12 protein-coding genes and 1 riboswitch are annotated in these 14,246 nt (G+C 65.1%); of the genes, 5 read left to right on the forward strand and 7 right to left on the reverse strand.

The features are described from left to right. Positions 1-19: 19 nt before the first annotated feature. The 7 genes from Amn_RS17815 to Amn_RS17845 form a co-directional block, all read right to left on the reverse strand. Complete coding sequence (locus Amn_RS17815) at positions 20-721, reverse strand: helix-hairpin-helix domain-containing protein (RefSeq protein WP_286290831.1); 702 nt, start codon at positions 719-721, stop codon at positions 20-22. Positions 722-807: 86 nt separating this feature from the next. Next, positions 808-2,115, reverse strand: coding sequence for an NADH-quinone oxidoreductase subunit NuoF (gene nuoF, locus Amn_RS17820; RefSeq protein WP_154383887.1), 1,308 nt, complete (start codon positions 2,113-2,115; stop codon positions 808-810). Positions 2,116-2,126: 11 nt separating this feature from the next. Then, positions 2,127-3,251 carry an NADH-quinone oxidoreductase subunit E gene (locus tag Amn_RS17825; protein WP_154383886.1) on the reverse strand — a complete coding sequence of 375 codons (1,125 nt, stop codon included), beginning with the start codon at positions 3,249-3,251 and terminating at the stop codon, positions 2,127-2,129. Next, positions 3,252-4,442 (reverse strand): NADH-quinone oxidoreductase subunit D, encoded by a 1,191-nt coding sequence (locus Amn_RS17830; protein ID WP_067960709.1) that lies wholly within the window; start codon positions 4,440-4,442, stop codon positions 3,252-3,254. It lies immediately after the preceding gene. Between the two features lie 9 nt (positions 4,443-4,451). Further along, entirely contained in the window at positions 4,452-5,057 is a 606-nt protein-coding gene (locus Amn_RS17835; protein WP_067960706.1) for an NADH-quinone oxidoreductase subunit C, read from the reverse strand. A 6-nt stretch (positions 5,058-5,063) separates the two neighbouring features. Beyond that, positions 5,064-5,645 (reverse strand): NuoB/complex I 20 kDa subunit family protein, encoded by a 582-nt coding sequence (locus Amn_RS17840; RefSeq protein WP_067960703.1) that lies wholly within the window; start codon positions 5,643-5,645, stop codon positions 5,064-5,066. Beyond that, positions 5,636-6,001 carry an NADH-quinone oxidoreductase subunit A gene (locus Amn_RS17845; RefSeq protein WP_067960700.1) on the reverse strand — a complete coding sequence of 122 codons (366 nt, stop codon included), beginning with the start codon at positions 5,999-6,001 and terminating at the stop codon, positions 5,636-5,638. Before Amn_RS17845 ends, Amn_RS17840 begins: the two co-directional genes overlap by 10 nt. A 343-nt stretch (positions 6,002-6,344) precedes the next feature. On the opposite strand from Amn_RS17845, the gene Amn_RS17850 reads away from it, so the two are divergent. The 5 genes from Amn_RS17850 (at position 6,345) to cobG (ending at position 14,244) form a co-directional block, all read left to right on the forward strand. After that, positions 6,345-7,571, forward strand: a complete 1,227-nt coding sequence (locus Amn_RS17850) for a winged helix-turn-helix domain-containing protein (RefSeq protein ID WP_286290832.1) — start codon at positions 6,345-6,347, stop codon at positions 7,569-7,571. Next, positions 7,567-7,769, forward strand: a riboswitch (cobalamin riboswitch). It overlaps the preceding gene by 5 nt. 37 nt (positions 7,770-7,806) lie before the next feature. Beyond that, positions 7,807-8,241, forward strand: a complete 435-nt coding sequence (locus tag Amn_RS17855; protein ID WP_067966355.1) for a DUF1636 family protein — start codon at positions 7,807-7,809, stop codon at positions 8,239-8,241. After that, positions 8,238-9,275, forward strand: a complete 1,038-nt coding sequence (gene cobW / locus Amn_RS17860; protein ID WP_286290833.1) for a cobalamin biosynthesis protein CobW — start codon at positions 8,238-8,240, stop codon at positions 9,273-9,275. Before Amn_RS17855 ends, cobW begins: the two co-directional genes overlap by 4 nt. Before the next feature lie 14 nt (positions 9,276-9,289). Further along, positions 9,290-12,730 carry a cobaltochelatase subunit CobN gene (gene cobN, locus Amn_RS17865; RefSeq protein WP_286290834.1) on the forward strand — a complete coding sequence of 1,147 codons (3,441 nt, stop codon included), beginning with the start codon at positions 9,290-9,292 and terminating at the stop codon, positions 12,728-12,730. Further along, positions 12,727-14,244, forward strand: a complete 1,518-nt coding sequence (cobG, locus tag Amn_RS17870) for a precorrin-3B synthase (protein WP_502874728.1) — start codon at positions 12,727-12,729, stop codon at positions 14,242-14,244. Before cobN ends, cobG begins: the two co-directional genes overlap by 4 nt. The last annotated feature ends 2 nt before the right edge of the window (positions 14,245-14,246 follow it).

Here is a 14,246-nt window from a genome sequence, read left to right on the forward strand (position 1 = left end):
AATCCACAATTCAAGCGGCTCAGTTGCCGCCGGCAAGCGTTGCCGCCTGCCCTATCCAATCATCACGACCGATCCGACCCTTGAAGCCGAGATAGTCGTCGGCCCAGGCCACCTCTTCCGCCGTCCAGCCGGCGATCTGGCCATAGGTCCAGATACCGAGACCATTCAGCACCTGCTCCAGCTTCGGGCCGATGCCCGAAATGGCCTTGAGATCGTCAGGCGTCTCAGGCCTTTCGATCGATGCAGGCTGCCTGAAATCCTCAGGCTGAAGCCCCACCGGAGCTTCTTCAAAGACAGCGGCCTCGATGACCGCCGGTTCGACCGTGGCAGCAACCGCCGGCTTCGCCTCGGCCTGCTCCAGCTTGCGCGCCAGGGTCTTGACCTCGGCGATCAGCGACGCCGTTTCATCGTCCCCGCGCCTGGCGATCTTCGTACCCGCGGGCGCGAAACTCGCCACGTCGCCGGCATAGTCGGCAAAGGGCGACAGCAGGCGTTGCGCGGCTTCCGATGCGCCCGACACGGCTCCCATCCAGACGCCCATGGCGTGACTGGCGAGACCAACGCCGAGAGCCGAAGCAGCGGCGAAACCTGCGGCGGGATGCACCATGAGGTTCGCCGATCCGGCAAACTCCTTGGGCAGCATCGCCACGAAGTCCCTGTTCATCTGCTCCAAACGTTCCATTTCAGGCACTGCATTCTTGGGAAAGGGAAATGTCGACATTGATAGCTCCTTGTCGCCTTCGCCGTTCGCCTCTGCCTCGTCGTTTCCTGTTTCGGACCTTTGGCCCGCACTTTCTGACTTAACCCTTACTCAGCCGCCACCAACACCGGCTCGCTGCGGTGCGCATTGCGCGAGAACTCGTCGATGCGCCGCTCGATTTCCGGGCGGAAGTTGCGGATCAGGCCCTGGATCGGCCATGCCGCCGCATCACCCAGCGCACAGATCGTGTGACCTTCAATCTGCTTGGTGACGTCGAGCAGCATGTCGATCTCGCGCTTGTGCGCTTCGCCGCGCACTAGGCGCTCCATGACGCGCCACATCCAGCCCGTGCCTTCGCGGCACGGCGTGCACTGACCGCAGCTCTCATGCTTGAAGAAGTAGCTGAGACGCGCGATCGCCTTCACGACATCGGTCGACTTGTCCATGACGATCACGGCAGCCGTGCCGAAGGACGACTTGCGCTCGCGCAGGCCGTCGAAATCCATCGGGCAGTCGATGATGTCCTCGGCCTTGACCAATGGGCAGGACGCGCCGCCAGGAATGACGGCAAGCAAATTGTCCCAGCCGCCGCGGATGCCGCCACCGTGCTTTTCGACCAGCTCGCGGAAGCTGATGCCCATGGCCTCTTCGACCGTGCAGGGTGTGTTGACGTGACCGACCAGCATGAACAGCTTGGTGCCGACATTGTTCGGGCGGCCGATGCCGGAGAACCAGGCCGCACCACGGCGCAGGATGGTCGGCGCGACGGCGATCGACTCGACGTTGTTGACCGTCGTCGGGCAACCATAGAGGCCGACATTGGCCGGGAACGGCGGCTTCAGGCGCGGCTGGCCCTTCTTGCCCTCGAGGCTTTCCAGCAGCGCGGTTTCTTCGCCACAGATATAGGCGCCGGCACCGTGATGGACATAGATCTCGAAGTCGTAGCCGTTCTTGTTGTTCTTGCCGATCAGCTTGGCGTCATAGGCCTCGTCGATGGCGCGCTGCAGCGCTTCGCGCTCGCGGATGAACTCGCCGCGCACATAGATGTAGGCCGCAACCGCACCCATGGCGAAACCGGCCAGCAGGCAGCCCTCGACCAGCGTGTGCGGGTCATGGCGCAGGATGTCGCGGTCCTTGCAGGTGCCCGGCTCGGATTCGTCGGCGTTGACGACGAGGTAGGACGGACGGCCATCCGGGTTGCTCTTGGGCATGAACGACCACTTGAGACCCGTCGGGAAGCCGGCGCCGCCGCGGCCACGCAGGCCCGACGCCTTCATCTCGTTGATGATCCACTCACGGCCCTTCTCGATGATGCCGGCGGTGCCATCCCAGGCGCCACGCGACATCGCGCCGGCCAGCGACTGGTCGAAGCGGCCGTAGATGTTGGTGAAGATGCGATCCTTGTCTTCAAGCATGCTCTTGCTCCTCAGACCGGCTTCTTGCCGAAGACGCGGACGTATTCGGCCACACCGCCCTTGGCGAGCGCCTTGGCCTGCTTGACCCAGTCGTCACGCTCGATGCGGCCCTTGAAATTCAGGTAACCGTCGACCCAATCGCGCTCGGCCTTCTTCCAGGAAGCGACCTGGCCGAAGGTGAAGATACCGAGCTCGTGCAACGTGCCCTCGATCTTCGGGCCGACACCCGAGATCAGCGTGAGGTCGTCGACGGCAGCCGGCTTGGCGATGCCGGCCGGACGGTTCTTGTCTTCGAGCGACGGCTTGGCCGCAGCTGCTGCCTTGGGCGCTGCAACACTTGCTGCCTTCTCGGCTGCGGGTGCTGCCTTGACCTTCGACGGCGACTTGACGGCCGGGCTGGTCTCGATCGCGTCGGTCTTCGGCTTGGCGGCGTTCGACGGCGGAACGGCCGTTCCGACGGCGGCGGCCTTGGCGGCCTTTGCCGCGGCCTTGGCAGCCTTGTCGCGGGTCGTCTTGAGCACGCCCTTCTCGTCGGCCAGCGAGGTCAAGCCTGTCAGCGGCGCGGAAAACACGCGGCCGGTCTGCGGTCCGGTCTTGACCTGCGCGCCCTTGCCAGCCTCGAACTGGTCGATGATCTCGCCCAGGCGTTCCGGCGTCAGGTCCTCGTAGGTGTCCTTGAAGATCATGACCATCGGTGCGTTGACGCAGGCGCCAAGGCACTCGACTTCCTCCCACGACAGCGTTCCCGCCTCGTTGGTGTGGAACTGGTCGTGATGGATCTTCGAGCGGCAGACGTCCATCAGCTCTTCCGAGCCGCGCAGCATGCAGGGCGTGGTGCCGCAGACCTGGATGTGGGCGCGCGTGCCGACCGGCTTGAGCTGGAACTGCGTGTAGAAGGTCGCGACTTCGAGCGCACGGATATAAGGCATGGCAAGCATGTCGGCGACATGCTCGATGGCAGCCTTGGTCACCCAGCCGTCCTGCTCCTGCGCCAGCATCAGCAGCGGGATGACGGCCGACTGTTCGCGGCCCTTGGGATACTTCTTGATCCAGGTCTTGGCTTGCGCCGTGAACGCCTTGTTGAAGGCGAATGACGCTGGCTGGACGCTGGCTTCTGCGAGACGGCGGACTGACATTTAGCGGTCGACCTCACCAAACACGATGTCGAGGGAGCCGAGAACGGCCGAGATATCCGCCAGCATGTGGCCGCGGCACAGGAAATCCATTGCCTGGAGATGGGCGAAGCCCGGTGCGCGCAGCTTGCAGCGGTAAGGCTTGTTGGTGCCGTCGGAGACCAGGAAGACGCCGAATTCGCCCTTAGGCGCCTCGACGGCTGCATAAACCTCGCCAGCCGGCACACGATAGCCTTCGGTGTAGAGCTTGAAGTGATGGATCAGCGATTCCATCGAACGCTTCATCGCCTGGCGCTTCGGCGGAACCACCTTGCCGTCCACGTTTGACACGGGACCGGTCGCTTCCTTGCCGAGCAGCAGATCGACGCACTGGCGCATGATCTTCGCCGACTGGCGCATCTCTTCCATGCGGATCAGGTAGCGGTCGTAGCAGTCGCCGTTCTTGCCGATCGGAATGTCGAATTCCATCTCCGAATAGCATTCGTAGGGCTGGCTCTTGCGCAGGTCCCAGGCAGCGCCCGAACCGCGCACCATGACGCCCGAGAAACCCCAGGCCCATGCGTCGTCGAGCGACACCACGCCGATGTCGACGTTGCGCTGCTTGAAGATGCGGTTCGGCGTCAGAAGGTCGTCGAGATTCTGCACGGTCTGCAGGAACGGATCGATCCACTTGCCGATGTCTTCGACCAGCTTCTGCGGCAGGTCCTGGTGGACACCACCCGGACGGAAATAGGCCGCGTGCATGCGCGCGCCGCAGGCGCGCTCATAAAACACCATCAGCTTTTCGCGCTCTTCGAAGCCCCACAGCGGTGGGGTCAGCGCGCCGACGTCCATCGCCTGCGTGGTGACGTTGAGCAGGTGCGACAGGATGCGGCCGATCTCGGAATAGAGCACGCGGATGATCTGGCCACGCTTCGGCACTTCGAGGCCGAGCAGGCGCTCGACCGCGAGCGCAAAGGCATGCTCCTGGTTCATCGGCGCGACATAGTCGAGGCGATCGAAATAGGGCACGGCCTGCAGATAGGTCTTCTGCTCAATCAGCTTTTCGGTGCCGCGATGCAAAAGGCCGATATGCGGATCGACGCGGTCGACGACTTCGCCGTCGAGCTCGAGCACCAGCCGCAGCACGCCGTGTGCCGCCGGATGCTGCGGGCCGAAATTGATGTTGAAGTTGCGGACGGAGGTTTCAGCCATTTCGGCGCCTCAATTCGTCTTGGCTTTTTCGTCACCCGGCAGCACGTATTCGGTGCCTTCCCAGGGAGACAAAAAGTCGAAATTGCGGAATTCCTGCTTGAGCTCGACCGGCTCGTAGACGACACGCTTCTGCTCGTCGTCGTAGCGAACCTCGACGAAGCCGGTGAGCGGAAAGTCCTTGCGCAGCGGGTGACCTTCGAAACCGTAGTCGGTCAAAAGTCGGCGCAGGTCGGGATGGCCCGAAAACAGGATGCCGTACATGTCATAGGCTTCGCGCTCGAACCAGTCGGCACCCGGATAGACCGAGGTGATCGACGGAACCGGCGTGTCCTCGTCGGTGGCGACCTTGACGCGGATGCGCAGGTTCTGGCGCGGCGACATCAGATGATAGACGACATCGAAACGCTTGCGACGCTGCGGGTAGTCGACACCGGCAGCATCGATGAAGGAGACGAACTGGCACTGCACATCGCTGCGCAGGAAGGTCATCACGTCGACGATGTCGGCGGCCTTCACCGTCAGCGTCAGCTCGCCATAGGCGACGACGCTTTCTTCGATGTCCGCATCGAGCTTTTCCGCAATGTACGCGGCAAGGTCGTTCAGGGCTTCACTCATCTGGGATCACCGCTCGATCGTGCCGGTGCGGCGGATCTTCTTCTGGAGAAGAAGGATGCCGTAGAGAAGTGCTTCGGCGGTCGGAGGACAGCCGGGCACATAGATGTCGACGGGCACGACGCGATCGCAGCCGCGCACCACCGAATAGGAATAGTGATAGTAGCCGCCGCCATTGGCGCACGAGCCCATCGAGATGACGTAGCGCGGTTCCGGCATCTGGTCGTAGACCTTGCGCAGCGCCGGCGCCATCTTGTTGGTCAGCGTGCCGGCGACGATCATCACGTCCGACTGGCGCGGTGAGGCGCGCGGCGCGATGCCGAAGCGCTCGGCGTCATAACGCGGCATCGAGATGTGCATCATCTCGACGGCGCAGCAGGCCAGACCAAAGGTCATCCACATCAGCGAACCGGTACGCGCCCAGGTAATCAGCGCTTCGGACGAGGTGACGAGGAAACCCTTGTCGGACAATTCGTTGTTCAGCTCGCCGAAGAATGCGTCGTCTGAACCGATGGGCTTGCCGGTGTTCGGATCGATGATGCCTTTCGGCTTCGGCGCGATCAGGGTGCCGGAGGCGTCGTTCAATCCCATTCCAGCGCTCCCTTTTTCCACTCATAGACAAAGCCGATGGTCAGCACGGCAAGGAAGATCATCATCGACCAGAAGCCGAGCATGCCGATCTCGCCGAAGGACACCGCCCACGGGAACAGGAACGCCACTTCGAGATCGAAGATGATGAACAGGATGGAGACCAGATAGAAGCGGATGTCGAACTTCATGCGGGCGTCGTCAAACGAGTTGAAGCCGCACTCATAGGCTGAAAGCTTTTCCGGATCCGGACTGCGGTAGGCCACAAGGAAAGGCGCCACGATAAGCGCAATGCCGACAATAAGCGCCACACCGATAAAAATGACGATGGGCAGGTACGAACTCAGGAGAGCGTTCATGCTGCGAATTCCGTTGGTGGCCTATCCACCCAGATTTACAGCACGGGGTCCGTTTCCGGAAGCGCGACAGATTCTCGCCGAGCCGGACGAAACGGTCGTGCTGCAATGCGGCGACGGTTAGCGCAGCCGGTCGGTCGAAGCAAGTCCAACCTTGGCCAAAACGTGGCAAAGCACACTGCTGGCCCAAAATCCTGCGCGTGTGGCTCCCCTTTGATTTCCTTCGTTTTTTACTCAAGTTTACGCTCCTGACAAGACCGGAACCCAAGTTCTGCTAGCATTTGCAGCAAAGGTCGATTCTCGTGCCCTTGCGTCACTCCTCAAGAGACTGCGATAGCTTGCCGCAATGAAGGAAAAACTCTCACTCGCCACGGCCCGCCGCATCGCATTGGCGGCCCAGGGATTTGCCGACCCGCGCCCCACCGGCGCGATCACGCGGCGTCACCTGCAGCGCGTGCTCGACCGCACCGGCCTGCTGCAGATCGACTCGGTCAGCGCCGTCGTGCGCGCCCACTACATGCCGCTCTATTCGCGACTAGGCTCCTACCCCATGGCCCTGCTCGACGACGCCATGGCTCCGAAGAAGCGCATGCTGTTCGAATACTGGGCGCATGAAGCGTCGCTGCTGCCGCTGGAGACCTTTCCGTTGTTGCGCTGGCGCATGGCGCGGGCCGAGGACGGGATGTATGGCGGGCTTGCCAAGTTCGGCCGTGCCAACAGGCCCTATATAGAAGAGATCTTTCGCCAGGTGGTCGACCGCGGTCCGATCGCCGCTTCCGACATCGAGGGCGCCAAGGGTTCCGGCGGCTGGTGGGGCTGGAGCCAGGAAAAGCATGCCTTCGAATGGCTGTTCTGGGCCGGCCGCATCACCACCCATTCGCGGCGTGGCTTCGAACGCCTCTACGATCTGCCTGAGCGCGTGCTCCCGGCCGGCATATACGACCGTCCAGTTCCCCAGACCGAGGATGCGCATCGCGATCTCTTGCGAATCTCCGCCCGCGCCCATGGCATCGCCACCGGCATATGCCTGCGCGACTATTTCCGCCTGTCGCCAGCCGACATGAAAGGCCGGCTCGAAGAGCTGGTCGAGACCGGCGAACTGATTCCCGTCCGCGTCGAAGGCTGGGACCGGCAGGCCTATCTCCACGCCGATGCGCGCATTCCGCGCAAGATCCAGGCACGCGCCCTGCTTGCGCCCTTCGATCCGCTCGTCTTCGAGCGCACCCGTGCCGAGCAATTGTTCGACTTCCGCTACCGCATCGAAATCTACACCCCGGCTGAGAAGCGCCAGTACGGCTACTACGTCCTGCCCTTCCTTCTGGGCGAGCGCATCGTCGCCCGCATCGACCTGAAGGCCGACCGACCGGCGGGTATCCTGCGCGTCCACGCCGCCTATGCAGAGCCCTGTGCGCCACCGGAAACCGCAGCCGAACTTTACGAAGAACTCCAGCAGATGCGCGACTGGCTCGGCCTCGAAAGCATCGAGGTGACGCCCGCAGGCGATCTCGGACCCGGCCTGAGCGACATTGCGGGTCGCTCCGCCTCGTTGACTCCACCCCTCGCGAAAGCCTAAATCGCCCACAGACGGTCCTTCGCCCGCAACGGCGAAGGCTAAGAGGGAATGCGGTGCGCGCCGGTGGCGTCAAATCCGCGGCTGTCCCCGCAACTGTGAGCGAAGAGCCAAGCTCGAAGACCACTGGGATTTTCCCGGGAAGGCGAGCGAAGGCGACGATCCGCAAGCCAGGAGACCTGCCGTCGCAGACATTGATCCGATCGCCTGGCGGGTGCCCCGGGCAAGGAGCCTGGATTTGGATTTCGACGACAACCTTCCGGTCGCATCAGCCGACGCATCCTGCGATGCAGCCGACGCGCGCCCATGCGACGTGACCATCCTCGTCTGCTCATCCTGCCGCGACGAAACCGGGTCCGACGCCCATCCACGCGCCGGCGCCCAGCTTGCCGAGCACGCCCGCCTCGCCGCCAATGGCGAGATCGCCGTGCGCAGCGTCGAGTGCCTGGGCAACTGCAAGCGCCGCCTTAGCGCCGCCCTGATCCGCGACGGCGCGTGGAGCTACGTCTTCGGCGATCTCAACACCATGTCGGGCGACGATCTCGTCGCCGGCGCAAGACTCTTCGCCACCTCGACCGACGGCCTGATCCCCTGGCGCGGCCGTCCCGATAGCCTCAAGCGCGGCCTCGTCGCGCGCATCCCACCACTTGCTCTCATCAAGGAAGATACATGACCGCCTCCCTCGAACGCGTTCCCTGCACCGTCGTCACCGGCTTTCTCGGCGCCGGCAAGACCACGCTGCTGCGCAACATCCTCGAGAACTCCAAGGGCAAGCGCCTCGCCATCATCGTCAACGAGTTCGGCGATGTCGGCATCGACGGCGAGATTCTCAAGGGCTGCGGCGTCGATGCCTGCCCGGAGGAAAACATCGTCGAACTGGCCAATGGCTGCATCTGTTGCACCGTCGCCGACGACTTTGTCCCTGCCCTCGACCAAATCCTGTCGCTTACACCGAGGGTTGACCACATCCTGATCGAGACCTCGGGCCTGGCGCTGCCCAAGCCGCTGGTCCAGGCCTTCCAGTGGCCAACGGTCAAGAGCCGCGTGACAGTCGACGGCGTCATCGCCGTGGTCGACGGCCCTGCGCTGGCCGCAGGTAAAGTTGCCTCCGACATGGAAGCGCTCGCCGCCCAGCGCAGTGCGGACGATTCGCTCGACCACGACGACCCGGTCGAGGAAGTGTTCGAGGATCAGGTCGCCTGCGCCGATCTCATCATCCTGTCCAAGAGCGACCTGCTCGACGAAGCCGGCCACGCCCGCGCCACCGCCATCGTGCGCGAGCACCTGGCACGCGCCGTCAAGATCGTGCCGTCGGCGCATGGCAAGGTCGATCCGTCGGTGCTGCTCGGCCTCGGCCTCGCCGTCGAGGACGACATCGAAAACCGCAAGACCCATCACGACGGGGCGTTCGACCACGAGCATGACGACTTCGATACCTTCGTCATCGAGATCCCGTCGATCGCCAACCCGGACGAACTGGCGAAACGCGTCGCCACCGCCGCCGAAGAAGAGAACGTGTTGCGTGTAAAGGGCTTCGTCGACGTCGGCGGCAAGCCGATGCGGCTGCTCATCCAGGCCGTCGGACCGCGCGTCAACCACTATTATGACCGTGCCTGGACCGCAGAGGACGACCGCCGCTCGCGCCTGGTCGTGATCGGCCTCAAGGGTCTCGACCGTCCGGCCATCGAGCGTATCCTGGTCGGCTGAACCGGACAGCCGGGATGCACATCCTCACCACCACCTCCGCCTCGCTCGATGACCTGATCGAGCCTGTCGACCTCAGGCAGAAGCCTGCGGATGTGGTGGCGCTGTCCTTCACCGACAGCGATCTAGCCGGCCTCGCCGGCGCCTGGAAGGCGGATGCGGACAACTTGCCATCGATGCGGCTCGCAAGCCTGCGCGACCTCCGCCATCCGATGTCGGTCGATCTCTGGATCGACAGCGTCGCCAGCCACGCCAAGGTCATCCTTGTCCGCATTCTCGGCGGCCACGACTGGTGGCGCTACGGCTGCGACCAGCTTGCCGCGATGGCGCGCGAAAAAGGCATCGCGCTGGCGCTCTTGCCGGGCGAAAGCCACGACGAGGATCTCAGGCTGATCGAGGCCTCGACCCTGCCGCGCACCGAACTCGACGCTCTACTCGGCTATTTCCGCGAGGGCGGCCCGGAGAACATGAAGGCGCTGGTGGCGCGGCTGGCAGCTCAGGCGGGTGGCAAGAATGCCATGGCAGCACCCGTCGCAGTGCCGAAGGCGGGTTTTTATGATCCGGCGCGGGGCATCGTCTGTGATTTAGAAGCCTCTTTTGCCGGATGGACCAGCGCCTCTGCGCAGGTGTCCGGCAGGACAGAGGGGGGTGCGCAGGATCACGCCATCTCCAGCTCTCCTGCCATCCCCATCCTCTTCTACCGTTCGATGCTGCTCGCCGCCGACGTCGCCCCTATCGACGCGTTGGTCGAGGCACTGAGAGCACAGGGCCTCCGCCCCGTCCCGATTTTCGTCTCAAGCCTCAAGGATAAGGCCTCCCTAGCATTCGTCGAAGCAGCCCTGGACCAGCTCGCGCCTACGGCCATCATCACCGCAACCGCCTTCGCCGCCGGCGCCGGCGCCGAACCGGGCACGGAAACGCTGTTCGACCGCGCCCGCGTGCCGGTGTTCCAGGTCATCGTCGCCACCACCCGCCGCGAGGCCTGGGAAGGCAGCCCGCGCGGCCTTGCGCCCGCCGATCTTGCCATGCATGTGGTGATGCCCGAACTCGACGGTCGCATCCTCGCCGGCGCCATCTCGTTCAAGGCGGAGAGCGAAGTCGACCCAGCCCTCGGTTTCCGCGCCTTCGCCAACCGGCCCGAGTCCGATCGCGTCGAGCAGGTCGCCCGCCGCATCGCCGCCCACCTCAGGCTGCGCCAGACACCGCCCGAAAAGCGCAAGCTGGCGATTCTCGTCCCCGACTATCCCAGCGCCCCCGGTCGCACCGGCTATGCCGTCGGCCTCGACGTTCCATCAAGCGTGCTCGCCATGCTGCACGACCTCAAGGAGGCCGGCTACACAGTTGAATCGATTCCGCAATCGCCGCGCGCATTGCTCGACCTGATTGAGGCTGGTGGGCAAGGGCTGGCGCTCGAAGACTATCTCACGCTTGCCGAAGATCTGCCTGGGGAGGCGAGGAAAGCTGTCGAAGCGGCGTGGGGCTATCCCGAAGCGGAGGCTACAGGCGGAAGTGCGCGCTCTACATTGCCCCACTTCGCCTTCCGCGCCGCCACCTTCGGCAACGTCACCGTCGCCCTCGCCCCTGACCGCGGCCGTTCGGCCGATCGCCGCGCCGACTATCACGACCCGACGCTGCCGCCGCGCCACGCGCTGCTTGCCTTCGGCCTCTGGCTGCAGAAGTCGCTCGGCATCCACGCCATCGTCCATGTCGGCGCCCATGGCACGCTCGAATGGCTGCCCGGCAAGGCGGTGGCACTGAGCCGGAACTGCTTTCCCGAAATCGTCACCGGCTCGCTGCCGGTGGTCTATCCCTTCATCGTCTCCAATCCCGGCGAGGCGGCCCAGGCCAAGCGTCGCATCGCAGCGATCACGCTTGGCCACCTGCCGCCGCCGCTCGCCGCTGCCGGCCTGGACGAACACCAGCAGAAGCTCGAGCGCCTGGTCGACGAATACGCCCAGGCAGACGGCCTCGACCGTCGTCGCCGCGACCGCCTGGCCAAGCTCATCGTCGAAACGGCGTCGCAGACCGGCCTTGCTGCCGAGGCCGGCGTCGCCGGGACCGACGCGCCCGACGAAGCGCTGCGCCGCATCGACGCCTGGCTCTGCGACCTCAAGGATTTCGCCATCAAGGACGGCCTGCATATCTTTGGCCGCGCCGAAGAGAACGAGCCGGACTCAGCGCGCCTTGCCAGCGCAGAAGCCGAGCGGAAAAACCTGATCGCCGCGCTCGACGGCCGCCATATCAAAGCCGGCCCAGCAGGCGCTCCGGCACGTGGCCGCACCGACGTCCTGCCGACGGGGCGCAACCTGTTCACGTCAGACCCGCGCACAATGCCGACGCCGACGGCCTTCGACCTCGGCAAGGCAGCCAGCGACGAGGTCATGCGCAGCTACCTGCAGAGCCATGGCGAATGGCCGCGTGCGCTCGTCATCGACCTGTGGGGCAGCGCTTCCTTGCGCACCGGCGGTGAGGAGATCGCCCAGGGCCTGGCGCTGATGGGCTGTCGGCCGCAATGGGACGCCGCCACCGGTCGCGTCACCGGCATCGAGGTGCTGCCGCCGGCAGCGATCGGCCGCCCGCGCGTCGATGTCACCTGGCGTATATCAGGCCTGTTTCGCGACATGTTCCCAACCCAGATCGCACTCATCGACGCCGCCGCGCGCGCCGTTGCCACCCGCGACGAAGACGACCACGACAACCCGCTCGCCGCCAGCACGCGCGCCGCGGGCAAGGTCGAGCCACGCATCTTCGGTTCCTCCCCCGGCACCTATGGGGCGGGCCTCGAGGACCTGCTTTCCAGCGGTGACTGGCAGGCGCGCGAGGACCTCGGCCGCGCATATCTCCATGCTGCCTCCCACGCCTACGGGGGCAGCGACGGCGAAGGCGTTTCCGCGCCGGGCGCCTTTGCCGACCGCATCGCCGGGGCCGATCTGCTTGTGCACACCGGCGACGACCCCGGCCGCGACATTCTCGAAGGCTCCGCCGACGTCGCCTTCATCGGCGGCTTCGCAGCAGCGGTCGCTGCCCTCGGCAGGCACGCGGACGTCATCGTGCTCGACACCTCGGATCCGCAGAAGCCGCGGCCGCGCTCGGTCACTGAGGCTGTCGGCCGCGTCGTCAGGGCACGCGCCACCAATGCCCGCTTCATTGCCGGCCAGATGCGCCATGGCCCGCGCGGCGCTTCCGAATTCGCCGAGACGGTCGACAGGCTGATCGGTTTTGCCGAGACCACCAACGCCATCCCGGCCGCGCTGATCGAGGCCGTCCACGACGCCTATGTCGGCAACGAGGACGTGCGCGACTTCATGCTGCGCGAAAACCCGGCGGCAGCAAAATTCATCGCCGAGCGTTTTGCCACCGCCCGTCGGCGCGGCTTGTGGCACCCGCTGCGCAACTCCGTCGACGACGATCTGGCTGCCCTCATCGCCGAGGCTGAAGCGCGCGAGGTTGCGGCATGACCGGCTTTTCCCGCCGCGGCGCTTGTCCGGCCCTTTCGGCCCCGATGTCGACCGGCGACGGCCTGTTGGTGCGGCTCAACCCGCTTGCTGGAGAAATCGCGCCCAACGTCTTGATCGGACTCTGTGAATCCGCCGCGCGGCATGGCAACGGCATCGTTGAGGTGACTGCGCGTGGCAGCATCCAGATCAGGGGCCTGACGTCGGAGAGTGCTTGCTTGCTGGGGGAAGAAGTCGACGCGCTGGGGATCGCGGTACGCACCGGCGTGCCGGTCGACACCAACCCGCTCGCCGGCATCGACTCCAGGGAGACCACCAATCCCACGCGGCTGGCCGCAGCGATCCGGACAGCGATCGAGCGGGCCGGGCTCGCGCCTCGGTTGGGGCCTAAGGTGTCCGTCGTCGTCGATGGGCGTGGCCAGATCGGGCTCGGCGCAATCATCGGCGACGTCCGACTGGTGGCAAAGGATGCCGAGCGCTGGCGCTTGTCAGTTGCCGGCGACGAGAGTTCGGCGCGTTTGGTCGGTGAAGTCGATGTCGACGCCGCATGCGCGGTCACGCTCGACATTCTCCAGGCAATTGCGGCACTCGGCCGGCAAGGCCGCGCGCGTGACCTTGGCCCGGAGGTCATAAGAGCTGTCGTTGAAGCATATGAAACGTCTCGCTCCTTCACGTCCCCCTCTGTTCTGCCTGACATCTCCGCCACGGGTAGGAAGATTGGCAGCTCCGCCGGTAGCGCTGATCATGCAGCGTCGTCGATGGGCGGAGGCGGCGATGGCAGCCTGATCTCCCCCTTTGCGGGGGAGATGTCCGGCAGGACAGAGGAGGGTGGGAAGGATCGCTACCCAACTGACTCAAAAACTGAGCACTCCGCCGCAACCGATTCATCGCCCATCGGAATCCTCCCGCTCACAGGCGCCCGGATCGCCCTCGGCATCGCCCTGCCCTTCGGCAGCATCGAGGCCTCGATTCTGGCCAGATTCTGCCAGGCGGCGACAGCCGCGGGCGCCACCGGCATTCGCCCGGCGCCCGGCCGGACCCTGCTCGTCATGGGCGTCGACCGCTCCGCCGCCGCCACGCTCACCACCACCGCCCAATCCCTCAGCCTTGTCACCTCGCCCGCCGATCCCCGCATCCGCATCGCCGCCTGCCCCGGCGCGCCGGCCTGCGCTTCGGGCATGATCGCCGCGCGCGACGTCGCCGCCGAAATTGCCCACGAGATCGGCGAAAGCCTCGACCCGACGCTGTCGCTGCATGTCTCCGGCTGCGCCAAGGGCTGCGCCCATCCGGGACCGGCCACGCTCACCATCGTTGGTGACGAAAAGGGTGCTGTATTTGTCGTCGGCGGAACGGCGAAGGGCCTTCCGGCCGCCTACACCGCAGGATATGAAGCCGCGCGCGGCATGGGCCGCCTCACGAAATTGCTCGCCCAAGAGCGCAAGCCGGACGAAAATGCCGCCGCCTGCCTCGCACGGTTGGGCGCAAAGCGCCTCGCGCAAGCTCTGGCACAGGAATGAAC

The organism is Aminobacter sp. Y103A (assembly GCF_030294925.1).
Taxonomy (GTDB): Bacteria; Pseudomonadota; Alphaproteobacteria; order Rhizobiales; family Rhizobiaceae; genus Aminobacter; species Aminobacter ciceronei.

What these genes read in the sequence shown, in the direction of transcription:
- Amn_RS17815 (WP_286290831.1), bottom strand. Translation starts at nt 721, where the DNA reads ATGTCGACATTTCCCTTTCCCAAGAATGCAGTGCCTGAAATGGAACGT.
- nuoF (WP_154383887.1), bottom strand. Translation starts at nt 2,115, where the DNA reads ATGCTTGAAGACAAGGATCGCATCTTCACCAACATCTACGGCCGCTTC.
- Amn_RS17825 (WP_154383886.1), bottom strand. Translation starts at nt 3,251, where the DNA reads ATGTCAGTCCGCCGTCTCGCAGAAGCCAGCGTCCAGCCAGCGTCATTC.
- Amn_RS17830 (WP_067960709.1), bottom strand. Translation starts at nt 4,442, where the DNA reads ATGGCTGAAACCTCCGTCCGCAACTTCAACATCAATTTCGGCCCGCAG.
- Amn_RS17835 (WP_067960706.1), bottom strand. Translation starts at nt 5,057, where the DNA reads ATGAGTGAAGCCCTGAACGACCTTGCCGCGTACATTGCGGAAAAGCTC.
- Amn_RS17840 (WP_067960703.1), bottom strand. Translation starts at nt 5,645, where the DNA reads ATGGGATTGAACGACGCCTCCGGCACCCTGATCGCGCCGAAGCCGAAA.
- Amn_RS17845 (WP_067960700.1), bottom strand. Translation starts at nt 6,001, where the DNA reads ATGAACGCTCTCCTGAGTTCGTACCTGCCCATCGTCATTTTTATCGGT.
- Amn_RS17850 (WP_286290832.1), top strand. Translation starts at nt 6,345, where the DNA reads ATGAAGGAAAAACTCTCACTCGCCACGGCCCGCCGCATCGCATTGGCG.
- cobW (WP_286290833.1), top strand. Translation starts at nt 8,238, where the DNA reads ATGACCGCCTCCCTCGAACGCGTTCCCTGCACCGTCGTCACCGGCTTT.
- cobN (WP_286290834.1), top strand. Translation starts at nt 9,290, where the DNA reads ATGCACATCCTCACCACCACCTCCGCCTCGCTCGATGACCTGATCGAG.
- cobG (WP_502874728.1), top strand. Translation starts at nt 12,727, where the DNA reads ATGACCGGCTTTTCCCGCCGCGGCGCTTGTCCGGCCCTTTCGGCCCCG.